The organism is Pantoea sp. SM3640 (genome assembly GCF_015654165.1).
In the GTDB taxonomy this organism is placed as follows: Bacteria; Pseudomonadota; Gammaproteobacteria; order Enterobacterales; family Enterobacteriaceae; genus Pantoea; species Pantoea vagans.
In genome coordinates, this window is the sequence record NZ_CP064872.1 from 41,005 (window position 1) to 62,968 (window position 21,964).

Sequence of the window (21,964 nt, forward strand, 5' to 3'; positions counted from 1 at the left end):
CTTCACTGTCCTGTTTATCATTAAAATCAAAGTATAGCCGCTCAGGTGACGTACTCCTGTAACACCTGACTCAGCCACTCCATAAATACCCTTACGCGGCGTGCCACATTGCGCCGGTGCGGATAGAGCAGATGGATCGGCATCGGTCTGGCGGGAAAGCGATGCAGCACTTCCACCAGCTCGCCCCTTTCCAGTAATGTCTGAATCCCGGCGGCGGGCACCTGAATAATCCCCAGCCCTGCCAGACAGGCGGCGCGGTAGGTTTCCGTGCTGTTCACCGTCACCACGCCACCGGTATGAACGTAATGGCACTGCCTGCCATCAAAATATTCAAAGCCGGGTGAGGCCTGGCCGAGCTGCTGGCTGTAATGCACCATCGCATGCTGCGACAGCTCTTCCAGCCGGATTGGCATGCCGAACCGCGAAAGGTAGCCAGGGCTGGCGCAGTTGATCAAGGTATGAGTACCAATTTTTCGCGCAATCAGCCCCGAATCCTTCAGCTCACCGACCCGGATGACGCAGTCAAATCCTTCCCGGATCACATCCACCTGTCGGTCGCTGCTGCTCAGCTCAATTTCCACGCCCGGGTAGTGCTGCAAAAATTCCGGCAGCCTTGGCAGGATAAAGCCGGTGGCCATCGCCACTGACATATCGACCCGAAGTTTACCGCTGAGCGAAGCGGGCTCGTGCTGAAACAGGCTGTCCATATCGTCAATCATCGACAACAGATCCAGGCAGCGGTCGTAATAGACCAGGCCATCCTGGGTTAGTTGCACCCGGCGCGTGGTGCGATGCAGCAAACGTGTTGCCATTTGATTCTCCAGCGCCTGAATCTGTCGCGATACGCTGCCTTTAGGTATGCCCAAACTCTCTGCCGCGCGGGTAAAACTGCCCATTTCGGCCACCCGCACAAACACCTGCATTGCGTGAATTTTGTCCATGTTGTTCACCGATTGTTGTTTTTATTGAAACAGTGATGCGCGTTTAACCCTGTTTATAGATCAATAATTCGCGAATATCCTTAACCCGTGTTCAATTTTTCAACAGGTGTGTGAGATGAATCAGAAAGTGGCGTTAATTACCGGTGCAAACCGCGGTTTAGGCCGCAATGGGGCCTTAAAACTGGCTGACAGAGGCACAGATATTATTCTGACTTACCGCAGCCATGCCGATGAGGCGCAGTCGGTTGTGAAGGAAATTGAAGCGCTGGGACAGCGCGCCGTGGCGCTGGCGCTGGATGTTGGCGAAACCGGGCAGTTTGATCGCTTTGTCGGTGAAGTGAAAGCGGTACTGCAACAGCAGTGGCAGCGTGAGCGCTTTGACTATTTAGTGAACAACGCCGGTCACGGACACTACAAGCCGTTTACCGACACCACCGAGGCGGAATTTGATGCACTGGTGAATGTGCATTTCAAAGGGCCTTACTTCCTGACCCAGAAGCTGCTGCCGCTGATTAACGACGGGGGGCGCATACTGAATATCTCCAGCGGTCTGACCCGTCTGGTCTATCCTGGCTCCGCGACCTATGCGTCGATGAAAGGGGCGATGGAAGTCCTGACACGCTATCAGGCGAAAGAGCTGGGTGAACGCCGCATTCGCGTCAATATTCTGGCACCTGGTGCGATAGAGACAGACTTTGGCGGAGGACGTGTGCGTGATACCCGCGAGATTAACGACCAGATTGCCGGGCTGACGGCGCTGGGTCGGGTCGGACTGCCGGATGATATCGGCGACGCTATCAGCGCGATCCTCAGTGACGAAACCGGCTGGATCACCGCCCAGCGCATTGAAGCGTCCGGCGGGCAGGGAATTTAACCCCGGGCGGCGTCGCGGAAAACACGACGCCGCCGCCTTTCACAGCGTAATGGTGCCATCGATGACGGTCACGGTATTGCCGCCAATCCAGATGGTCTCACCGGCAAAGGTCACATTCACCCGACCCGCACGCTGCAGAGCCGTGCCCTGACGAACGCGATACGGGGTGGTTTGCCCCGCCGCGGCGAAGTAACGCGCCAGACAGGCGTTGGCGCTGCCGGTCACCGGATCTTCGGTCAGGCTGCCATTCTCCACCAGCAGACCGCGCACTTCATACTGTTCAGGCTCGCCAGTGGGCAGGCGGCCAAAGGGCATGATGCCCGAGACACCCGCATGCTGAATCAGACGCTGCAATTCACTGACATCGGGCTGCAGCGCCAGTACCGCTTCAGCGCTGATCATCGGTATGAGCAGCCAGCGAATCCCCATGTCCACTACCGTCGGGCTTTGCGTCAGGTCGAACGCATCGCTGTTTAAGGCGTTACTCATCCGCGCATCCTGCCAGGGCATCAGCGTGGCAGCTGGCGCGGCAAATGCCAGGCCCGCGTCACCTATCTTCACCGTCACGTTACCGACGCCGCACTCCTGCACGATTTCACCCGGCGTGCGGGTTGACCAGCCCGCCTCCAGCAGCGCATGGGCGGTGCCCAGCGTCGGATGACCGGCAAACGGCAGTTCCCCTTCAACGGTAAAAATACGCACCCGATAGTCCGCCTCTTCATGCTGAGGCGGCAGGACAAAGGTGGTTTCCGACAGGTTTGTCCAGCGGGCAATCGCCGCCAGCTGGCTGTCGCTTAACCCCTGAGCATCCATGATCACCGCCAGCGGATTGCCGTTAAAGGCTGATGAGGTAAACACATCGACTTGCTTAAACGCGACCTTCATTGTGACTCCTTGCTCTGGGCTCAGTGTGGCCTTTTCTCTGCCGGATGATTGCTTATAACAGCTAACAGCGTTATCAATAAGTTAAAGATTTTACCGGAGACTGTGAATGCTGACGATCCTGGGACGCGCCTCCTCAATCAACGTGCGCAAAGTATTATGGCTGTGTGACGAGCTGGACCTTGATTACCAGCGCGAAGAGTGGGGCGACGGCTTCCGTTCAACGCACCTGCCCGAATTCATGGCACTCAACCCGAATGCGATGGTGCCCGTATTAAAAGATGATGACTTTGTGATGTGGGAATCTAACGCCATTCTGCGCTATCTGGCGAACACCTATGGTGGTGAATGGCTTTATCCTCTGCATCTGCAGACGCGTGCGCCTGTCGATCAGTGGATGGACTGGCAATCCACCGAACTCAACACCTCATGGCGCTACGCCTTTATGTCGCTGGTGCGAAACTCACCGGCCCATCAGGACCCGCGACTGCTGGCTGCGGCCAGCAAAGGCTGGGCGCACACCATGAGCATTCTCAATCAGCAGCTGGAAAAAACCGGCCGCTACGTCGCCGGACGCAATTTTACTCTGGCAGACATTCCGATTGGCCTGGCGGTAAACCGCTGGTTTGAAACCCCGCTCGATCATCCCGACTATCCGGCGGTGCGCACCTATTACGAGCGTCTGACTGAACGTCGCGGCTATACCGTCTGGGGTCGCAACGGTACACCCTGAGCTTCGCCGCACGGCACGCCCGCCAGTTCACAGGCGATTTCGCCCGCGCGCTGAATCGCCCGGGTGTAGCGGGCATCAAACGGATAGCAGCAGGAGAGACGCAGCGCATGGTTGTAGCGCTCACTCAATGAATAGAGCGCGCCAGGCGTGACGCAAATCTGCTCCTGCAGCAGCCGATCAAACATCTCGGTGGTATTCACGCCGCCCGGTAACTCGACCCAGAAAACAAACCCACCGCGTGGCAGCGTCGCGCGGGTTCCCACCGGGAAGTAGCGTGCGATCAGACCGCGCGCCTCATCCAGATTGGCCGCGTAGCGACGACGCAGCGTGCGCAAATGATGATCATAACCGCCGGACGCAAGAAACTCCGCCAGCGTTTCCGAGAGCAGGGCGGATTCGGCCATCGACGATACTGCTTTCAGTCGGGCAATCGCGTCATGAAAACGGCCTGCGGCGGTCCAGCCAAGTCGAAAATCGGGTGCCACGGTTTTGGTAAAGCTGGTGCAGTAAATCACCCAGCCATCGCGATCAAAGGCTTTCACGGCGGGCGAGAGTGGCCAGTCGAACTGCAACTCGTCATACAGCCCGTCTTCTATCAGCGGAACGTGGTAAGTATTCACTAACTTCGCCAGCCGCTTCTTATTCTCCAGCGACATGCCACAGCCCAGCGGGTTCTGCACGCTGGGCATCGCAATCAGTGCCTTAATACGCTGCTCCTGCAGCAGCATCTCCAGCGCATCCAGCGACAGGCCATGTTGCGGATCGGTAGGGATTTCCAGCGCCTTCAGGCCCAGCGACGCCAGCAGCGGGAAGAGGAAGAAGTAAGTCGGCGACTCCAGACCGACACAGTCGCCGGGCTGCGTCACCGCCCGCAGCGCCAGCTGTAATGCCTCCATACAACCGTGGGTCAGGGTGATCTCATCGGCGGTGAGCGTTTGCCCGGCGTGCAGCGCCCGTCGCGCAATCTCCTCCCGTAAGCGCTCACTACCGGGCGGAAGTGCATAGCGCCCGATAATGTTGGGATGACGGCGCAGCAGTGAGGCGGTAATCCGGGCGATGCGCGCCGCCGGAAACAGCTCGCTGTCCTGCGGGCAGGCCAGCGAGATATTGGTGTAGTCGGGATGGTTCTGCGCTGCAAACACCTTATCAATCAGGTCGAGCTTGCCGCTACTGGGGTCGCGTACCCGGGCTTTATGCTGACCGTGACGGGTGACGGCGGGCAATACGCTACGCACGTAATAGCCCGACTGCGGACGCGCCTCAATCAGCCCGCGATCTTCCAGCAGCTGCCAGGCATTCAGCACCGTGTTGACGCTGACCTGGTGTGACTGAGCGACGCGGCGAATCGCCGGCAGGCGTTTACCGGGTTTCAGCGTGCCCTGATGGATGGCCTCAGCGAAGCTGTCTGCGAGCTGCTGATAGAGTGGCTGATCGGACGTGGGAGCAAGGGACACAGAAGCCTCCGGCGTAGATGGGTACAATTGCTGTTAACGGGAACTGTAACCATAACAATAGTAATTTTGTGTCACTGTTACCATCTCTTTCTCCGCCGTAGCATAGAACTCTGTCCACTTTCAGGAGAGCCACTATGCTCGATCCCTCTTTCTTCAGTTACGTCACCGTGATGTCCATTACGCCAGGCCCGAACAATCTGTTGCTGGCGACCTCCGGCGTCAATTTTGGCATGCGGCGGACCCTGCCGATGGTGTTTGGCATTTTAGTGGGCTGCGCGTTACAGACGGTGATTGCCGGGATGGCGCTGGAAATATTGCTGCACTGGATGGCGGCGATTCGCATGCCGCTGACGCTGGCAGGCTGTACCTATCTGATGTGGTTATCCTGGAAAATTTTTCGCGCCGGTGCACCGGAAGCGCGAACCCGACCACAGCCGATGACGCTGGTGGGCGGTGCCTGCTTCCAGGCGATCAACCCCAAAGCCTGGCTGATGGCCACTAACGTCGCGCTGCTCTACACCGGCAGCAGCGGCGTGCTGACGGTGATGATCGGCTTTATGCTGCTCAATCTGCCCTGCATCCTGATCTGGGCTGCGCTGGGCGATCGCCTGCGCAGCCATCTGCAGATTGCCTGGAAGCGTCAGCTTTTTAACAGCCTGATGGCGCTGTCATTGGTGGCGACCACCGTCTGGATGCTGACCGACGCGCTGCTGGCCGCTTAATCGGGCGCACCGGGTGCGGTGGCCGACGGCCATTTCCAGTTCTGCACCTCCGGCAAATCTTCGCCATGTTCACGGACATAGCGGTGATGTTCCGCCAGACGCTGCTGTAAATCCTCCAGCAGCTCGGGATGGGCGTCGGCCAGACCCGGCACCCGCAGAATCACCTCCTGCGCCAGATGATAACGGTCAAGCTCGTTCAGCACCGTCATATCAAATGGCGTGGTGGTGGTTCCCTCTTCATTGAAGCCGCGCACATGGAAGTTGCGATGATTGGTACGCGCATAGGTCAGCCGATGTATCAGCGCCGGATAGCCGTGGAAGGCAAAAATCACCGGCTTATCCTGGGTAAACAGGGCGTCGAATTCCGCATCAGATTTGCCATGCGGATGCTTATCCTGTGGCTGCAGCGCCAGTAAATCGACCACGTTCACCACCCGGATGCGCAGTTCGGGCAGCATCTCGCGCAGCAGATCCACCGCCGCCATTGTCTCCATGGTCGGCACATCACCGGCACAGGCCATCACCACATCCGGCTGTTCATTCTCCGGCGTCGTGCCTGCCCAGCGCCACTCGCCCATTCCCGCTTCGCAATGCGTCACGGCACTGGCCATATCCAGCCACTGCGGCGCTGGCTGTTTGCCCGCGACAATCACATTGATCCGATTCCAGGTGCGCAGGCAGTGATCGCCAACCCACAGTAGCGTATTGGCATCGGGCGGCAGATAGATGCGCACGATATCCGCTTTCTTGTTGGCAACGTGATCCATAAAGCCCGGATCCTGATGGCTATAGCCGTTGTGATCCTGTCGCCAGACGTGGGAAGAGAGCAGGTAGTTCAGCGATGAAATCGGCTTACGCCAGCCCAGCTTACGCGACACTTTCAGCCACTTGGCATGCTGGTTAAACATCGAATCGACAATGTGGATAAAGGCTTCATAGCAGTTGAACAGCCCGTGACGGCCGGTCAGCAGATAACCTTCCAGCCAGCCCTGACACTGATGCTCACTGAGGATTTCCATCACCCGGCCATCCCGCGCCAGCTGCTCATCATAAGGCTCGGTTCGTTCCAGCCAGGTGCGGCTGGTCACGTCGAACACTGGCGTCAGGCGGTTAGAGGCGGTTTCATCCGGGCCAAACAGGCGGAAGTTATCGCGGTTGCGCTGAAACAGCACGCTGAGATAGCGGCCCAGATGCTCCGTGGCCTGCGCCATCTCTGTGCCTGGCTCGCTGACATTGCAGGCAAATTCCGCCAGCGCAGGCGTATCCAGCTCGCGGCGCAGCAGGCCGCCATTGGCATAGGGTGATGCGCCCATGCGTTTATCGCCTTCCGGTGCCAGCGCCTGCAGTTCCGGTTTTAAGCGACCCTGTTCATCAAACAGGTCATCGGGCTGGTAGCTGCGCATCCACGTCTCAAGGATCTGGCGATGACCGTCATCTTCACGACAGGCGGCGACCGGTACCTGATGCGCCCGCCAGAAATCTTCCACTTTCTTACCGTCGACCGTTTTGGGGCCGGTCCAGCCTTTGGGACTGCGCAGAATAATCATCGGCCAGCGCGGCACATCGGCGCTGGCGTTGCCACTGCGGGCTTCATGCTGGTAAGTGGCGATTTTAGTGAAGGCGCTATCCAGCGCCTCCGCCATCAGCGGATGCATTTTTTCCGGCTCATGTCCGCTGACAAATATTGGCTCATAGCCGTAGCCGCTGAACAGCTGGTGGAGATCGTCGTCGCTGCTGCGACCCAGCAATGTCGGGTTGGCAATCTTGTAACCGTTGAGATGCAGAATCGGCAGCACCGCGCCGTCACGTTCAGGATTGAGGAATTTGATGCCGTGCCAGCTGGAGGCCAGCGGGCCGGTCTCGGCTTCACCGTCGCCAATCACGCACGGCACCACCAGATCGGGATTATCGAAAGCGGCACCAAAGGCATGGGAGAGCGAATAGCCCAGCTCACCGCCTTCATTAATCGAGCCGGGGGTTTCCGGTGCTGCGTGGCTGGGAATGCCGCCCGGAAACGAGAACTGCTTAAACAGGCGCTGCATGCCCGCTGCATCCGGGGAGATGTGCGGATAAATTTCGCTGTAGCTGCCCTCCAGCCAGGTATTTGCCACCATGCCGGGGCCGCCGTGTCCGGGCCCGCAGATGTAGATCATATTCAGGTTCTGTTTGCGGATAACACGGTTGAGATGGGCATAGATAAAATTCAGCCCTGGCGTGGTGCCCCAGTGGCCCAGCAGACGCGGTTTGATGTGCTCCGGTTTGAGCGGTTCGCGTAACAGTGGGTTATCCATCAGGTAAATCTGTCCGACGGAGAGGTAATTTGCTGCCCGCCAGTAGCGGTCGATCAGCGTGAATTCCGGTAACGCAGGGGAGTAAGACATGCCGGTTCCTCTTGAGCGTTCAGCTAAAAGATGCCTTAACCCTAATAGAGAATACCCGGTACGACCAGGCAACCGGCCAATAAAAAAGGCCCCGCAGTGCGGAGCCTCTTTATCAATGGCGCTGAATTACTTGCCGACGACGAATGCGGTTTCACGTCCTTCATCGTTGGCCGCCATCGGGGTGACCGGCGAGTAATCGAGATGCAGAATGCGGCTGGTTTCAGCTAACACTTTCTCTGTCAGCGCCACGTCACCGTTCAGTTTGCGACCCCAGGAAGGGATCACCGCACGGATTTTGTTCTGCCATTCCGGCGAAGCCATCTGCTCAGGACAGACCTTGTGCAGCAGCTCCAGCATGATCGGTGCCGCCGTAGAGGCGCCCGGCGAGGCACCCAGCAGCGCTGAAATCGTACCATCCTGTGAGGCAACCACTTCGGTGCCCAGACGCAATACCGCGCCTTCTTTCTCATCTTTCTTGATGATCTGCACACGCTGACCGGCAGTGACTAAACGCCAGTCCTCCTGCTTCGCCTGCGGTACATAAGCGCGCAGGGCGTCCATCCGGTCGCGATCGCTTTGCAGCACCTGATCCATCAGGTATTTCACCAGGTCAAAACTTTTCAGCCCCACTTTCACCATCGGCAGCATATTGCTGCTGTTCAGCGAGGTGAACATATCCATCAGCGAACCCTGCTTCAGGAACTTGGTTGAGAAGGTGGCGAACGGGCCAAACAGCAATACCTGCTTGCCATCCAGCACGCGGGTGTCGACGTGCGGCACAGACATCGGTGGTGCACCGACGCTGGCTTTACCGTAGACCTTCGCCATGTGCTGCGCGACGACCTGCGGATTTTCAGTGACCAGGAACGAACCGCCCACCGGGAAGCCGGCGTAGCCGTTGGCTTCCGGGATACCGGCTTTCTGCAACAGCGGTAACGCCGCGCCGCCCGCACCGATAAAGATTTTACCTGCCGTCAGTGTACGACGCGTGCCGCTGTTCAGACACTGCAGGGTGACCTGCCAGCGACCATCGGCGAGCTGCTTCAGCTCACGCACTTCCTGGCGCAGACGCAGCTGGAAATTCGCTTTCTTCTCTAATGCGGCGATCAGCTGACGGGTGATTTCACCGAAGTTCACATCGGTACCCATCTCTGTCCAGGTCGCGGCCACTTTCTGGCTGCGGTCGCGGCCATTCATTACCAGCGGGATCCAGCGGGCAATCTGCTGCGGATCTTCGGAGTAGGCCATGCCACGGAACAGGGTGCTTTTCTGCAACGCACTGAAACGCTTGCGCAGGAACTCCACATTGTCGTCGCCCCAGACGAAGCTCATGTGTGGCGTGCTGTGAATAAAGCTTTCAGGGTTGCGCAGGTTGCCTTTCTGGACCTGATAAGCCCAGAACTGGCGGGAAATCTGGAACGATTCGTTGATCGTTACCGCTTTGGAGATGTCGATGCTGCCATCCGCCTGCTGAGGCGTATAGTTCAGCTCCGCCAGCGCCGCATGACCGGTGCCCGCATTATTCCAGCCGTTGGACGACTCTTCGGCCACGCTATCGAGCCGCTCCACCATTTCGATGGACCAGTCCGGCTCTAAGTCCTGCAGCCATGCACCGAGGGTAGCGCTCATCACACCTGCGCCAATCAGCAGCACGTCAACGTCTTTGCGCTCCTGCGCGGTAGTAGTGGTGTCCTTTGCCATGGCACTCATCGCGAGCGCAAGGTTTACAGCTGAATTGCACATGAGGCGACATCTCCTCTTCTGTTGACCTGAAGCCCAACAGTTTCGCAGGCGAAATAGTCACGCTTCTTTCGAGCGCGTTGCGCTATTTCTCAAAGGTTAAGTCTCAGGTATAGGGTTAAAGCGGTGATAACGCGTTAACTGCACGTTATGCTTTGTCATCCGAATATAACATTCTCGCATCTGAATTAAACATTTGTTTATTTTTTAAATGCAGAAATGATTCAGCATAAGAATTAATCATCACGGGCAGTGGCGTATTAGCGGTTTTTTAGAGTGAAGTCAGTAGGTTAACTGAAAAGAGTTGTTGCGTAAAAGCCCTATGCTGGTGCAACGCAGAAATGGGTGCAAACGGTGAGGAATTATTTAATTCGCTGAAATTTAGCGATTTATTATGCAATAAGGAATAAAAGGAATCAGCTGAAGAGAGCCTGAATAGCTGCTTGTGTAAAAATAATGTTACATTTTTGTGAGTCTGAAAATGCGTGCACGCCGGTGCACGCATCGGATTCACTTATGACTGATTCGCACTGGCAGGCAGCTTTTTCAGACTTATCGCCATGCGGTTATAGGTGTTCATCAGGCCAATTGCGATGTTCAGATCGACAATCTCTTTCTCGCTAAACTGCGCTTTTAATGTGTCATAGCAGGCATCCGGCGCGCCCTGTTGAGCAATCAGCGTCAGGCATTCAGCCCAGTGCAGGGCCGCCTTCTCTTTATCGCTGAACAGCGTGCCGGATTCGTGCCAGACCTGGGTCAATACGATCTTATCCCAGCCCATACCCGATTTATTCAGCGCTTTAGTATGTAAATCAATGCAGTAAGCGCAGCCGTTAATCTGCGATATGCGCAGGAACAGCAGTTCCAGTAAAGTGAGCGGCAGATCGGTTTGCGCCAGATAACTGTACACGCCGCCCAGCGCTTTCATGCCTGCTGGTGCCGCACTGTGAAAATCGATACGTTCGCTCATCTTATTGCCTCCTGGGGTTGATGAGGCGATTCTCGGCCTTTCAATGGAGCAGATAAAGTGCCAAAAAATGAGAGTCTGACTGGTCCATCGCCGCTTTCGACGCTGACGCTCCAGCGCGGCACGTCACGTGGCCTCAGCGAACAGCTACGCCAGCTGATTGAGCAGGCGATTGGGGAAGGACGCTTGCCGCCCGGTGCGCGTTTGCCTTCCTGTCGCGATCTGGCGGCACAGCTCGGCGTGGCGCGCGGCACCGTTCGCGCCAGCTATGACATGCTGGTCGATGGTCAGTTTCTGCAGGCCAGAGGCGCGGCGGGCACCTTCGTCAGCGCACTACCGCCGTTAAAACCGGCTATCGCCAGTGCTGAACGCCAACTGCTGGCGGGCACAGAAGCGGCTGAAGCGCCACCGCTGACCTTTCAGATGGGGATTCCGGCCAGTGATGCGTTCCCGGTTAAAGTCTGGCTGCGCATTCTGCAGCGTCAGGCGCGTATGCAGGTCAGCAGACCGGCCTGTTATCCCGATCCACGCGGCAGCTTAGCGTTGCGCCAGGCGCTGGTGGCCTATCTGGCGGTGGCACGCGGCCTGCGCTGTCAGGCGGACCAGATCATTATTACCAGCGGCTATGCGGGTGCGATGGGCCTGATTGGCCTGGCGATGGATTTTCAGGGCAAAACGGCCTGGCTGGAAGATCCCGGATTCTGGGTGGCGCGTCGCGCGGTTGACGCGCTGCGCGTTACGCCCGTTGCCGTGCCTGTGGATGCTGAAGGGTTACAGGTGGAGGCGGGGAGGGCCCGCGCGCCGGATGCCGCTTTCGCGCTGGTCACGCCAGGACAGCAGGCGCCGCTTGGCATGACGATGAGCCTCGCGCGCCGCCATGAATTGCTGAGCTGGGCCAGCCGCGAACAGCGCTGGATTATCGAAGATGACTATCTTGGCGAGCTTCAGCCCGGCAATCGCGCGGCACCGGCACTGGCTGCGCTCGACAGCGAAGGGCGGGTATTGCACATCGGCACCTTCAGTAAGACGCTGACGCCGCAACTGAGGCTCGGTTTTATCGTGGTTCCGCCGGCGCTGACGGCCCGATTCGGCGAAGTGTGTGCATTGCTTGCGCCAGCCTCTTCGGGATTGCTGCACAATGCGGTAGCGGAGTTTCTGCGTGAAGGTCACTTTATGCGGCATCTGCGGCGCATGAAGCGCGTCTATCAGGAGCGGCTGGAGCAGATGATCGCGGCGCTCCATCCTTACTTTCCCGACCTGCAACGCGCCGGGCTGGCGGTGATTGTCCGCTTACCCGCCGGTACGCCGGATGAGGTGATTGCGCAGCAGGCAGCAGAGTGGGGCATGGCCCCGTCGCCGCTGTCGATCTGGTATCAGCAGGCCGATCAACACGCTGCGGGCCTGATACTGGGTGCGGCACATCTGCCGCGTGAGGGTTATGCGCGTAGCGCCGAACGGCTAAAAGCGCTGGTCGATGCGCAGGCGGTCAGCTCCTGAACCAGCGACGCCAGACAAAGCGGATAACAAAAAACTCCAGTGCGCCGAGCACTAAAAACCAGACGCAAAACACCACGGTGTAGAGCTGATTCAGATCCTGCAAATGGAACATCTGCAACAGATGCTGCGCCACCGTCACGCTAAAGGCGGGCGCGGGCAGCAGCAGCGCCGAGAGAAAGCCCAGCAGCAAAATGCCACCCGGCACGATCAACGTCTCAAAAGGGTTATTCATAACCGGTTTCCCATATTTATCAGCCCGGCATTTTCCGGTAATCGGCGACAGGGTTCAATGGTGGCGTGCGGCAAAGCGCCATCCCGCAGCCTGAACCGGTCAGGTCAGCACGGAGAAAATGCTTTGCCGCCATCGACTTAGCGCCATTCATAGCGAATGATAAGAGTTATAGCCTTTGCTATACTTAAATCCCTGATTTTACTGTCTTTTTATCTTAGGGTTTGCGTGGTAGACTGCGCCCACTTTTTCATAACTGAACACTTTGTGTGGTGAATTCAGCGTGAATTGCCGCTTTTTCGCCCCAGGTGAATAAATCATGACCTTTATTGCCACTTTAATTCTTGCACTGGGTATGTCGATGGACGCGTTTGCTGCTGCGCTGGGCAAAGGTGCCACGCTGCATCGTCCTGGTTTTAAAGAAGCGCTGCGTACCGGTCTGATCTTTGGCTCTATTGAAGCGCTGACTCCACTGATTGGCTGGGCGCTTGGCCTGGCCGCCAGCCGTTACATTATGGCGTGGGATCACTGGGTTGCCTTCAGCCTGTTGGCGTTTCTGGGTGGCCGTATGATGATGGAAGGTTTCCGTCAGACGGCCGTTGCAGAACCCTGTGAAGCGCCGCAAAGCCATGGTTTTATGGTGCTGGCAACCACCGCCGTCGCGACCAGCCTGGATGCGCTGGCGGTCGGTGTCGGTCTGGCTTTCCTGCAGGTGAATATCATCACCACCGCGCTGACCATTGGTGCTGCTACCACGGTAATGGCGACGACCGGCGTACTGGTCGGGCGCTTTATCGGTCCGGTGCTGGGCAAGTGGGCGGAAGTGCTGGGCGGCGTCGTGTTAATCGCCGTTGGTTCCACCATTCTGTTGCAACATCTTGGCTACATGGGCTAGGGCTTTTGCCTGAAAAAGCCCCAATTTTGTGATCTGGTTCAAATTTATTTGCTGTTAAAACGCACAGCGGCTATACTTTTTCAGTATATCTTCAACTAAATTTGAAACAGGTATTCTATGAAACGCATCATTAAACACGTGTTCCGCGCTTACGTTGAGACGTTCAAACACGTACCGCCGGGTGCCATGTACTAAGCACCCCGCAAGAAACCCTCGATAATCGCGGTCAGGGATCGACCTGTGATTATCACCTTCTCTGTTTTTTGCTGCTCTTGCTTCTCGCTGATTTAAAACCGCGTTTTGGTACTTCTGGTGAATCTTTTCTGCTCCTCCTCTCCCCATTCAGCCATCTAAGCATTTAAATGGTTAAAATAAATAAGCATATACGTTGCTAAATTATTATCGCTATGTCTTAATGCGTCATCGGTTTGGAACACAGACCTTATGAAAGCAGTTTTAGTAAAGTAGTCTTCAGTTCAAGTGTTATCCACAGATATCCTTCTTCGAAAGCCTCCTCCTAAGTGCCCAATAAGTAAATCTCGAACTACAGGCCATCTTCGCCGCTCTTAGTGGCTAATCGATTAAGGAAATATCTATGTCTAACAAAATGACTGGTTTAGTAAAATGGTTTAATTCAGATAAAGGTTTTGGCTTTATCACTCCCGATGATGGCAGCAAAGATGTATTCGTGCATTTCTCTGCTATCCAGGGTGATAACTACAAAACGCTTGATGAAGGTCAGAAAGTCACCTTCACCATTGAAAATGGCGCTAAAGGCCCTGCAGCTGGCAACGTCACAGCGCTGTAAGCCGCGCTCATTATCAGCGACGTTTACAATAGCGATGAAGACATAAGTCTGAGCAGATAAGCTCTGCTGATAATAAAATAAACCCGCCCAGTGCGGGTTTTTTATTGCCTGAAATTCGTATTGTCTCTTGCCTTCCCGCTTACACCAGACAGTTTCCCCGCCAGAGTTCATCACCCGCAACGCCCGCTTCTTCTTATGCGAAACCCCATACTTTTTCACACCATCACGCGGATAACCCGCCCCCAACCCGATCCCGTCCTACACTGAATTATTCCTCCCAAATCAGGAGCAGCGGATGATCCGGAAGCATCGACGAAAACAGGCAGCGATTGTGGCAGGCGTGGGATTAGGTGTGGCAGCTACGCTTTGGGGCATGAAACGCTGGCAGGCGCTGAAGCAGACGCCGCCGGTGTCACCGCGCAGTCATCACGCCGGGCTGGCGGGTTACTTTCAGCAGGTGGGCGACTGGCGCATGTTTACCCGCGTGACGCCCAATGAAGATCGGGGACTGCCGGTAGTGCTGGTTCACGGTCTGGTGATGTCGGGCCGGGCGATGGAGCCGCTGGCGCTGGCGCTGGGTCGCGACTATCACGTACTGGTACCGGATTTGCCGGGGTTTGGGGCCAGTGCGCTGCCAGCTTCTGCGCCGATTATGTCCGTGGATGAGCAGGCTGACGCACTCTGGCTCTGGCTGCAGCACAACGGGTTTCAGCGTGCTATCTGGGTCGGGAATTCGTTTGGCTGTCAGATTCTGGCGGCACTGGCGGTGAAATATCCGCAGGCGGTGGCAGGGCTGGTGTTGCAGGGGCCGACGGTCGATCGTCATGCCCGCAGCCTGCCGCGTCAGCTGTGGCGCAGCTGGCGTAATGGCCGCCTGGAAACGCGTCGTCCACCGGGGCCGCTGGCCCGCATCGATTACGCTAAAGCGGGGCTCTGGCGCGCCTTTGGCACGATGCGCGCCATGCTGCGTGACCGCATCGAACATCGTCTGACTTACATTACTGCGCCGACGCTGCTGCTGCGCGGTTCGCGCGATCTGATCTGTCGGGCGCGCTGGCTGGATGAGCTTGCTGCTCTGATGCCGCACAGTGAACGCCTGACGCTGCGCGACGGCACGCACACGCTGCACTACGTCTATCCGTGGAGTTTCTGCAACGCCATTCGCCCGTTCCTGGCGCGTATTCAGCAGGAGAATCAGCATGAGTAAACCGCCCAAAGGCATCGCCCGTTTTGACTCGGCCGCCGCCATGCTGCTGGCGCTGGCCAATGCGCTCCACGATCGTCCCTTTGCCAGTCCGAGCCAGTCACCGACACTTGACCGGCTGCTACCCTCACTGAACCGTCTGCCGACCGGGCTGCGTGAGTGGGGCTATGCGCTGGGCGGCATGGCAGAAGGTATCAGCCTGCGTCAGGCGGGCGAGCTGGATGTGGAAGGCATCGCAGAATGGATGGTCAGCGAGTACCCGCAGCAGGATTATCCGGCGGCGTTTATTGGCTCGTCGAACGGCGCGCTGGTGCATCTGGCGTCGGCGATGGGCGTGCCCTGGCTGCCGCAGACCTTTCTCTGTCCGGTGCGGGCGACCAACAGCGATCCCGATGATGCGATGGCGAGCTTTGAGCAGGGCAAAGAGATCGCTGCTGCACTGCTGGCCGCCTGGCCGAGGCTGGCGGTGCACCATATGCATGACCCGAATCAGGATCGGCTGATGCTTGACCAGATGCGCTATTTCCGGCTGAAACTGCGCGAACTGCCGCTGGCTTTCAATGAATTCCTGATGGGGAGCCTGCCCGCGGGTTCAACGCTGTTTATCAACCACTGCACCCGCCAGTGGCCGGTGACACGCACCAGCGATCGCTCGTTCTTTCAGTTTGGCGCGCTCGGTGGCGCAACCGAAAAAGAGTATTTACAGGGTGGCCCGCGGGTAGCGGAATATCTGGCGCGTTACGGCATTGACCGCGAGCGCTGGACGCCGCCTGACATCACTGACCACGTGCCGGAAGCGGAGTGGGGCCTGGATGGTTATCTGATTTCCCCGCTGAAAAAACTGGCGGCGGCGCAGAACTGGAAGCTGATGGAGATTCGTTACGAAGACCCGGAAGCAATGAGTTTTGTGGTGGCGGAGATTTATCGCGACTGGTATCTGGCAGCGGGCATTTTATCGACCCGGCTGACGGTGGACAGTTTCCTGCTGATGGATCCCTGGTGTACCCAGCAGCAGCAGGCGATTCCGTTCTGGCTGGTGTTCTGTACCGAACCGTCCGCAGCGGCGCTGCAACGCTTCCTGGAAAAACAGCCGCCGTTTCGTAACATCGACATGATGCTCTTTTCTCACGGCACCGACAGTATCGGGCTGGCGGAGATTGATCGCTGGCAGGCACTGTTATCCCATGCGCGTGATGAGGGGGCTTTGATTGGGGTGGATGAAGCGCGGTTCCCGCGTGATTTCGCGACGTTTGCCCGCTTCGACTCGGCGCTGCGTGAACGGGCACCGCTGTTGCCACCACCCCCTCCACTCAGTACAGAGAAGGTGATGGCGGGCATTAAACGCTACGGTGCAAAATATGGCGTCACCCTGACGGCGCTGACGTAGCCGCCGTCAGTCGTGCTTAGTCGCCGTCGGTGATCGGCTGGCGCACCAGCAGCAGGTAGGCGAGTGCGCCAACCAGCGTCACACAGGCGCAAATCATCAGCGCCAGGCTGAACGATTTGGTGGTGTCGAGCACCCAGCCAGTGATGACGGGCGCGAACGAGGCGAAGATAAAGCTGGCGAAGTTCTGGATGCTGCCGACCGAGGCGGTCATGCGGGCGGTGACGTTGGCGTGGATAAGCCCCCAGCATGACGTTCCGGCAAAGTGGATACAGAACAGCGCCATCCCAATCAGCGTCACGGCGCTGGTGGTATCGGTCGCGCGGGTCACCACCGCGGTAAACCCGGCGGACAGCAGCATTCCGCTGACGATGCAGACTTTGCGGGTTTTCACCGCGTTAAAGCCGCGACGCACCAGCGAATCAACCACATAGCCATTCAGCAGCATGCCCGCCGCACCAAACAGGAATGGAATCGCCGCCAGCAGGCCGGTACTTTTCAGATCGAGATGATAGGTCGATTGCAGATAGCCCGGCAGCCAGGCGATATAGAGCCACGCAGTGTAGTTGATGCCGCTGAAGCCAATCATCATGCCCCACATGGTGCGCTGCTTAAACAGGCCGCGCCACTCTCTGAAGCTGATCGGCTCTTTACGCGATGCCACGCTGCCCGCCTGCAGATAGTGGATCTCTTCGGCGCTCAGAGTGTTGTTATCGCGGTCGCGGTAAATCATATACCAGCCGATCGCGAGGAACATGCCGAGGATACCGATGGTGACAAACATGCCGCGCCAGCCCATCACCAGCATCATCGCCGCCAGAATCGGCGGGGCTACGGACAGCCCAATCATCGAGGCGGCATTAAACATCCCCATCGGCATGCCGCGATCTTTAATGTTGAACCAGTCGTTGATGACTTTCACGCCGCATGGGTTCATCGGCGCTTCGCCAATGCCGAGACCGATGCGCACCAGCACGAACTGGGTGAAGTTATGCACCAGACCAGAGGCCGCCTGGAACAGCGACCAGATGAACATGCCGATACCGAGCATAATGCGCGGGCCTTTACGATCCAGCAGCGCACCGCACGGCAACTGCGCCAGGCCATACGCCAGCGAAAAAGCAGAGAGCAGGAGGCCGATTTCGGTGGCGCTCAGCCCCATCTCGTCGCGGATGGTCATATTCGCCACCGACAGCGAGCTGCGATCCAGATAGTTGATGATAGCGGCGAACAGCAGCAGCAACATTGCCGTGATCTGCACTTTGCGGATGCGCGGTGAACGCACCACGTCGCTGCGCATCGGCACGAAATCCTGGCCTGGTGGCGTGTCGCCGGTCACGCTGTCGCGGCCGGTTACTGAAGTCTTTTCCATTGCACTCTCCCGAAACTGGGTACTTATCGTTATGGTGAGAAGGGGTCTGCGCGCAGCGGCAAAAGGCCGCCGTGACGTTGCAGTCGAGACTAAGAGCAAAGGGTTAAGGATGTTGCAAAGATGTTTCTGAATCGTGCGGGAGCTAATGCTTTGTGGTTTTTAATCGGTTTTTAATTGTACTGACCGATTGAGCGCACCATCGAGGTTTTGGCGGTCGCCAGATGGTTATGTAAGGCGCAGAGCGCGTCGATATCCTGACGGCCAATCAGAGCGGTGAGAATCGCCATATGCTCCTCCAGCGCCACAATATTTCGCTGCTTGAGATCGCTCTCATCCCACTGATAATGCGAATGAAAAATCACCGAGATAATCTCCAGCGACTGATTGAAAAATGGGTTGTTAGCGGCGGATAAAATCAGCGAATGCATCTGGCGGTCCAGCGCGGCAAAGTGGCGATAGTTGCTGGCAATGGTGTCGCGCATCGATCGGTGACGATCCAGCAGATCCCGCGCCTGGACCCAGCGTTCATCGCTGGCAGGCAGATTCAGGAAGCGGCTCAGGGCGTGGGTTTCCAGCATCTCGCGCAGCTCAAACAGCTTCTCGGCGTAATCCTGAGTGAACTTCTTCATCCGCCACTGACCACGTTTAACCGGCTCCAGCAGGTCATAGCGCATAAAGCGCAGCAGAAACTCGCGTACCACTACCGGACTGACCTTCACCTGCTGCGCCAGTTGCAGCTCGCTGAAGGTGTCGCCCGGCACCAGCTGCCGCTGATTAATCATATTAAAAAACATCTGCTCAAAGTGGCTGGCCTGCTGCTCAATCGGCGGCGTTAAGGCGCTAAAGCCGTCTTCTTCACGCGGATCGCGCACGATAACGTAAGTCTGATCCACCTTATCCAGCACGCCGCACTGATGCAGATAGTGCAGGGTATGACGCACCGTGGTGCGGCTGATATTGAACATCTCGGCCAGCGCGGCCTGCGGCGGCAGGGGTGAACAGATGTGACGCTGAGCAATACTTTCCAGCATCTGGTTGATCACGTTCTGACGCAAATTCTGGCTGCGGCTCATCTCACTCTCCGGTTTTTTATGCATTAAAAACCATTCAAAGCCCAAAAAAATCGCCGTGCTTCACACTTCCCGCAAACGAACGCCGCGCGGCGAGCAGGATTCGCCATAACTGCCAGCAGGACAACCGGAGAATCACCATGACAACAATGAAAGCACTGGTCATCGCTGAACCACGTAAGATGGTCTGGACCACACGCGACACCCCCACGCCTGCCGCGGGCGAGGCACTGATTAAAATCCTGACTGCCGGAATCTGCGGCACTGATATCCACGCCTGGTCCGGCAATCAGCCGTTCTTCAGCTATCCACGGGTACTGGGCCATGAAATCTGTGCAGAAGTGGTGGCGCTGGGCAGTGGCGCGGAAGGCTTTCAGCCAGGCCAGCGGGTGGCACTCATGCCCTACATCTCCTGCCTGCGCTGCGACGCCTGCCAGAGCGGCAAAACCAACTGCTGTGAGCGGATCTCGGTGATTGGCGTGCATCAGGATGGCGGTTTCTGCGACTACCTGAGCGTGCCGGTCAGCACCCTGCTGGCGGTGGATGAGGTCGCACCGGAAGCGGCCGCGCTGATTGAGCCGTTTGCCATCAGCGCCCATGCGGTGCGGCGTGCCGGAATTGGGGCGGATGAGCAGGTGCTGGTGGTCGGAGCCGGGCCGATTGGGCTGGGTGTCGCCGCCATTGCCGCCGCCAGTGGTGCGCAGGTGGTGGTCGCGGATACCAGCGAATTTCGTCGCCAGCATGTCGCTGACCAGCTCGGTCTGGCGGCACTGAATCCGGCTGATGAGGCGTTCGATAGTGCGCTACGCGAGCAGTTTGGTGGCCGTCTGGCGCTGAAAGTGATTGACGCCACCGGCAATCCGGCGGCGATGAACAATGCAGTCAACCTGATGCGGCACGGCGGCACCATCGTCTATGTCGGTCTGCACAAAGGCGATCTGGTCATCCCGGACAGTGAATTCCACAAAAAAGAGGCCACGCTGATGGGCAGCCGCAACGCCACCCGCGAAGACTTTGATCGGGTGCGTGTGTTAATGGCCAGCGGCCAGCTGCGCGCCGACATGATGCTGAATCACCATCTGGCTTTCTCCACGCTGGATGAAACCTTTGAGGCGCTGGTCATCAACAACCGTGAGCTGATCAAAGGCGTCATTCACTTCGACAGGTAACGTGATTCAGGGCGCGGTGAGGATCTCAAAGAAGTGCGCCCGCACCGCGTCGGCATCCACGCCAAGCGCGATGCGCTGGGCCGGCAGACCGGCAAACGGATCGGCTCGTGATGCCAGCGCGCTGAGCTTACGCACCGTCTGACCGCAGGCGATGCCCTCGGTAATCACCCGCAGCGGGCTTTCGGTGAGCGTAAACGCCTGCGGCAGCGTCAGCCACGCCACCGCCAGGGTGTCGTGCAGCGCCATACCCGCAAAACCCTCTTTCTGCAGGCTGTAAGCCAGGTAAGGGCGACAGATCGCGCTCAGCACCGGCTGGTTCAGACGCTGCACCTCATCGCCGCTAATCAGCACCTTGTGCGTGACATCCAGCGGGATCACTACCACGTTCAGCGCCGACGCGAGCACCTGATCGGCGGCGTGCGGATCTTTCCAGATATTAAATTCGCTGAAAGGCGTCACGTTGCCGCTGTGGCCGTCGGTGCCAAACGCGCCGCCCATGATCACCAGCTCTTTGACCAGCGGAATAATATCCGGCGCCTGATTAATGGCCGTGGCGATATTGGTCAGCGGACCAATTGCCACCAGGGTGATCTGATGCGGCTGCGCCCGCACGCTGTCGATAATAAACTGCACCGCGCCTGGCGCCTCATCGCTAAAAGCATTATCAAACGCATCGCCCAGCCCATCTTCGCCGTGCAGCCTGGCGGGCGCAGAGGGGGTCAGCGCCAGCGGCCGTGAACAGCCGCGCCAGACCGCTGCGTTAATCGCCATTTTGTCGCAGAATAGCCGGGCATTTTTCACCGCCTGACCCACTGCCACGTTACCAAAAACCGTGGTAATCCCCAGCAGATGCTGCGTCCGCGCCGCATAAGCCAGCGCAAAGGCGTCATCCACGCCGATATCAGTATCAAAAATCAGGGTACGCATAGGCTCTCCGCAACAGGCTGTAAACCTTCAGCATTACCCCGCCAGCGGGCAGGGCGTCAAGCGATTCAGCCGTATTGCCAGCCTGGAACGGGCGTCGTATTATCACCGGCTCAAGGTGATGGCGTGCCACCTTTCCTAACCGCCGGTGGGCTTAACACCGGCTGATGACGCCTGACACTCAATTCCTTCGCGGGAGCTGAGGTGTCAGGCGCAGTTTATCTCTGCCTCTCCTCCTCAGCCCGGCATTACTCTGTAATCAGGAGCAAGACATGTTTAAACCCTTACTGGCTGTGGTGATCGGCGGCTCTGCCGGCTGTGTACTGCGCTGGCTGTTCGCAATGCGTTTTAATGCACTCTTTCCCAACCTGCCGCCCGGCACGCTGCTGGTGAATCTGATCGGCGGTCTGGTGATCGGCGGGGCGATGGCCTGGTTTGTCCGCCATCCCGACATCGACCCGATCTGGAAACTGTTAATCGTCACCGGACTCTGCGGCGGCCTGACGACTTTCTCCTCTTTCACGGCAGAATTAATGGTGTTGCTACAATCAGGGAAGTATTTCTGGGCGATGGCCAGCGCGCTGGTGCATGTAATTGGCTCGCTACTGATGGCGTTTGCCGGTTTCGCACTGGTCACGCTGCTGGGCTGACCCGGCGCATCATACCGCTCAAGCGATACTGATTTCGGGCGTGTGCGCGGTGCATCGGATAATGCGCG

21 protein-coding genes and 1 riboswitch are annotated in these 21,964 nt (G+C 57.8%); of the genes, 11 read left to right on the top strand and 10 right to left on the bottom strand.

What is annotated here, in order from left to right:
- Positions 1-41 precede the first annotated feature (41 nt).
- Positions 42-941, bottom strand: coding sequence for a LysR family transcriptional regulator (locus tag IV493_RS00190; protein ID WP_013359435.1), 900 nt, complete (start codon positions 939-941; stop codon positions 42-44).
- A 115-nt stretch (positions 942-1,056) separates the two neighbouring features.
- On the opposite strand from IV493_RS00190, the gene IV493_RS00195 reads away from it, so the two are divergent.
- Entirely contained in the window at positions 1,057-1,815 is a 759-nt protein-coding gene (locus IV493_RS00195) for an SDR family NAD(P)-dependent oxidoreductase (RefSeq protein WP_095706525.1), read from the top strand.
- Between the two features lie 39 nt (positions 1,816-1,854).
- Here IV493_RS00195 and IV493_RS00200 read toward each other — a convergent pair whose 3' ends face one another.
- Positions 1,855-2,700: a PhzF family phenazine biosynthesis protein gene (locus tag IV493_RS00200; protein ID WP_195857578.1), complete on the bottom strand. Its 846-nt coding sequence runs from the start codon at positions 2,698-2,700 to the stop codon at positions 1,855-1,857.
- Between the two features lie 106 nt (positions 2,701-2,806).
- Between IV493_RS00200 and IV493_RS00205 the strand changes: the two genes are divergently transcribed.
- Complete coding sequence (locus IV493_RS00205) at positions 2,807-3,430, top strand: glutathione S-transferase family protein (RefSeq protein WP_195857579.1); 624 nt, start codon at positions 2,807-2,809, stop codon at positions 3,428-3,430.
- Here IV493_RS00205 and IV493_RS00210 read toward each other — a convergent pair.
- A complete protein-coding gene (locus IV493_RS00210; RefSeq protein WP_195857580.1) occupies positions 3,397-4,884 on the bottom strand; it encodes a PLP-dependent aminotransferase family protein in 1,488 nt (495 codons plus the stop codon). The two genes, IV493_RS00205 and IV493_RS00210, sit on opposite strands and share 34 nt — an antisense overlap.
- 134 nt (positions 4,885-5,018) lie before the next feature.
- On the opposite strand from IV493_RS00210, the gene IV493_RS00215 reads away from it, so the two are divergent.
- Complete coding sequence (locus IV493_RS00215; protein WP_195857581.1) at positions 5,019-5,606, top strand: LysE family translocator; 588 nt, start codon at positions 5,019-5,021, stop codon at positions 5,604-5,606.
- On the opposite strand, the gene IV493_RS00220 is transcribed toward IV493_RS00215, so the two are convergent.
- From IV493_RS00220 to IV493_RS00230, 3 genes are all read right to left on the bottom strand, one after another.
- Positions 5,603-7,987, bottom strand: a complete 2,385-nt coding sequence (locus IV493_RS00220) for a phosphoketolase (protein WP_195857582.1) — start codon at positions 7,985-7,987, stop codon at positions 5,603-5,605. The genes IV493_RS00215 and IV493_RS00220 overlap by 4 nt on opposite strands.
- 126 nt (positions 7,988-8,113) lie before the next feature.
- Positions 8,114-9,730 carry a malate dehydrogenase (quinone) gene (mqo, locus tag IV493_RS00225; protein ID WP_013359428.1) on the bottom strand — a complete coding sequence of 539 codons (1,617 nt, stop codon included), beginning with the start codon at positions 9,728-9,730 and terminating at the stop codon, positions 8,114-8,116.
- A gap of 511 nt (positions 9,731-10,241) precedes the next feature.
- Entirely contained in the window at positions 10,242-10,697 is a 456-nt protein-coding gene (locus IV493_RS00230) for a carboxymuconolactone decarboxylase family protein (RefSeq protein ID WP_013359427.1), read from the bottom strand.
- A gap of 57 nt (positions 10,698-10,754) precedes the next feature.
- Between IV493_RS00230 and IV493_RS00235 the strand changes: the two genes are divergently transcribed.
- Entirely contained in the window at positions 10,755-12,191 is a 1,437-nt protein-coding gene (locus IV493_RS00235; protein WP_195857583.1) for a PLP-dependent aminotransferase family protein, read from the top strand.
- Here IV493_RS00235 and IV493_RS00240 read toward each other — a convergent pair.
- Positions 12,181-12,423 carry a DUF1158 domain-containing protein gene (locus tag IV493_RS00240; RefSeq protein ID WP_013359425.1) on the bottom strand — a complete coding sequence of 81 codons (243 nt, stop codon included), beginning with the start codon at positions 12,421-12,423 and terminating at the stop codon, positions 12,181-12,183. The genes IV493_RS00235 and IV493_RS00240 overlap by 11 nt on opposite strands.
- Positions 12,424-12,739: 316 nt before the next feature.
- Here IV493_RS00240 and mntP point away from each other — a divergent pair, with 316 nt between their 5' ends.
- From mntP to IV493_RS00265, 5 genes are all read left to right on the top strand, one after another.
- Entirely contained in the window at positions 12,740-13,315 is a 576-nt protein-coding gene (gene mntP / locus IV493_RS00245; RefSeq protein WP_013359423.1) for a manganese efflux pump MntP, read from the top strand.
- 117 nt (positions 13,316-13,432) lie between these two features.
- Positions 13,433-13,510 (top strand): stress response protein AzuC, encoded by a 78-nt coding sequence (azuC, locus tag IV493_RS18650; protein WP_123809971.1) that lies wholly within the window; start codon positions 13,433-13,435, stop codon positions 13,508-13,510.
- Positions 13,511-13,910: 400 nt separating this feature from the next.
- Positions 13,911-14,123 carry an RNA chaperone/antiterminator CspA gene (cspA, locus tag IV493_RS00255; protein ID WP_195857584.1) on the top strand — a complete coding sequence of 71 codons (213 nt, stop codon included), beginning with the start codon at positions 13,911-13,913 and terminating at the stop codon, positions 14,121-14,123.
- A gap of 295 nt (positions 14,124-14,418) precedes the next feature.
- On the top strand, positions 14,419-15,330 hold the full coding sequence (locus tag IV493_RS00260) for an alpha/beta fold hydrolase (RefSeq protein ID WP_195857585.1): 912 nt from the start codon (positions 14,419-14,421) through the stop codon (positions 15,328-15,330).
- Complete coding sequence (locus IV493_RS00265; protein ID WP_013359420.1) at positions 15,323-16,714, top strand: hypothetical protein; 1,392 nt, start codon at positions 15,323-15,325, stop codon at positions 16,712-16,714. The genes IV493_RS00260 and IV493_RS00265 overlap by 8 nt, the downstream gene beginning before the upstream one ends.
- A gap of 16 nt (positions 16,715-16,730) precedes the next feature.
- Here the strand turns inward: IV493_RS00265 and IV493_RS00270 are convergent, their stop codons facing one another.
- A complete protein-coding gene (locus IV493_RS00270; RefSeq protein WP_195857586.1) occupies positions 16,731-18,083 on the bottom strand; it encodes an MFS transporter in 1,353 nt (450 codons plus the stop codon).
- A gap of 170 nt (positions 18,084-18,253) precedes the next feature.
- Positions 18,254-19,156, bottom strand: coding sequence for a GntR family transcriptional regulator (locus IV493_RS00275; protein WP_013359418.1), 903 nt, complete (start codon positions 19,154-19,156; stop codon positions 18,254-18,256).
- Between the two features lie 137 nt (positions 19,157-19,293).
- Here IV493_RS00275 and IV493_RS00280 point away from each other — a divergent pair, with 137 nt between their 5' ends.
- A complete protein-coding gene (locus tag IV493_RS00280; RefSeq protein ID WP_195857587.1) occupies positions 19,294-20,322 on the top strand; it encodes a zinc-binding alcohol dehydrogenase family protein in 1,029 nt (342 codons plus the stop codon).
- A 6-nt stretch (positions 20,323-20,328) separates the two neighbouring features.
- On the opposite strand, the gene IV493_RS00285 is transcribed toward IV493_RS00280, so the two are convergent.
- A complete protein-coding gene (locus tag IV493_RS00285) occupies positions 20,329-21,249 on the bottom strand; it encodes a nucleoside hydrolase (RefSeq protein ID WP_195857588.1) in 921 nt (306 codons plus the stop codon).
- A gap of 105 nt (positions 21,250-21,354) precedes the next feature.
- Positions 21,355-21,430: riboswitch (Fluoride riboswitch) on the top strand.
- A gap of 88 nt (positions 21,431-21,518) precedes the next feature.
- Here IV493_RS00285 and crcB point away from each other — a divergent pair.
- Positions 21,519-21,896, top strand: a complete 378-nt coding sequence (crcB, locus tag IV493_RS00290) for a fluoride efflux transporter CrcB (RefSeq protein ID WP_013359414.1) — start codon at positions 21,519-21,521, stop codon at positions 21,894-21,896.
- The last annotated feature ends 68 nt before the right edge of the window (positions 21,897-21,964 follow it).

What these genes read in the sequence shown, in the direction of transcription:
- crcB (WP_013359414.1), top strand. Translation starts at nt 21,519, where the DNA reads ATGTTTAAACCCTTACTGGCTGTGGTGATCGGCGGCTCTGCCGGCTGT.
- IV493_RS00195 (WP_095706525.1), top strand. Translation starts at nt 1,057, where the DNA reads ATGAATCAGAAAGTGGCGTTAATTACCGGTGCAAACCGCGGTTTAGGC.
- IV493_RS00190 (WP_013359435.1), bottom strand. Translation starts at nt 941, where the DNA reads ATGGACAAAATTCACGCAATGCAGGTGTTTGTGCGGGTGGCCGAAATG.
- IV493_RS00260 (WP_195857585.1), top strand. Translation starts at nt 14,419, where the DNA reads ATGATCCGGAAGCATCGACGAAAACAGGCAGCGATTGTGGCAGGCGTG.
- IV493_RS00240 (WP_013359425.1), bottom strand. Translation starts at nt 12,423, where the DNA reads ATGAATAACCCTTTTGAGACGTTGATCGTGCCGGGTGGCATTTTGCTG.
- IV493_RS00280 (WP_195857587.1), top strand. Translation starts at nt 19,294, where the DNA reads ATGACAACAATGAAAGCACTGGTCATCGCTGAACCACGTAAGATGGTC.
- mntP (WP_013359423.1), top strand. Translation starts at nt 12,740, where the DNA reads ATGACCTTTATTGCCACTTTAATTCTTGCACTGGGTATGTCGATGGAC.
- IV493_RS00220 (WP_195857582.1), bottom strand. Translation starts at nt 7,987, where the DNA reads ATGTCTTACTCCCCTGCGTTACCGGAATTCACGCTGATCGACCGCTAC.
- mqo (WP_013359428.1), bottom strand. Translation starts at nt 9,730, where the DNA reads ATGTGCAATTCAGCTGTAAACCTTGCGCTCGCGATGAGTGCCATGGCA.
- IV493_RS00285 (WP_195857588.1), bottom strand. Translation starts at nt 21,249, where the DNA reads ATGCGTACCCTGATTTTTGATACTGATATCGGCGTGGATGACGCCTTT.
- IV493_RS00205 (WP_195857579.1), top strand. Translation starts at nt 2,807, where the DNA reads ATGCTGACGATCCTGGGACGCGCCTCCTCAATCAACGTGCGCAAAGTA.
- cspA (WP_195857584.1), top strand. Translation starts at nt 13,911, where the DNA reads ATGTCTAACAAAATGACTGGTTTAGTAAAATGGTTTAATTCAGATAAA.
- IV493_RS00215 (WP_195857581.1), top strand. Translation starts at nt 5,019, where the DNA reads ATGCTCGATCCCTCTTTCTTCAGTTACGTCACCGTGATGTCCATTACG.
- IV493_RS00200 (WP_195857578.1), bottom strand. Translation starts at nt 2,700, where the DNA reads ATGAAGGTCGCGTTTAAGCAAGTCGATGTGTTTACCTCATCAGCCTTT.
- IV493_RS00265 (WP_013359420.1), top strand. Translation starts at nt 15,323, where the DNA reads ATGAGTAAACCGCCCAAAGGCATCGCCCGTTTTGACTCGGCCGCCGCC.
- IV493_RS00270 (WP_195857586.1), bottom strand. Translation starts at nt 18,083, where the DNA reads ATGGAAAAGACTTCAGTAACCGGCCGCGACAGCGTGACCGGCGACACG.
- IV493_RS00230 (WP_013359427.1), bottom strand. Translation starts at nt 10,697, where the DNA reads ATGAGCGAACGTATCGATTTTCACAGTGCGGCACCAGCAGGCATGAAA.
- IV493_RS00275 (WP_013359418.1), bottom strand. Translation starts at nt 19,156, where the DNA reads ATGAGCCGCAGCCAGAATTTGCGTCAGAACGTGATCAACCAGATGCTG.
- azuC (WP_123809971.1), top strand. Translation starts at nt 13,433, where the DNA reads ATGAAACGCATCATTAAACACGTGTTCCGCGCTTACGTTGAGACGTTC.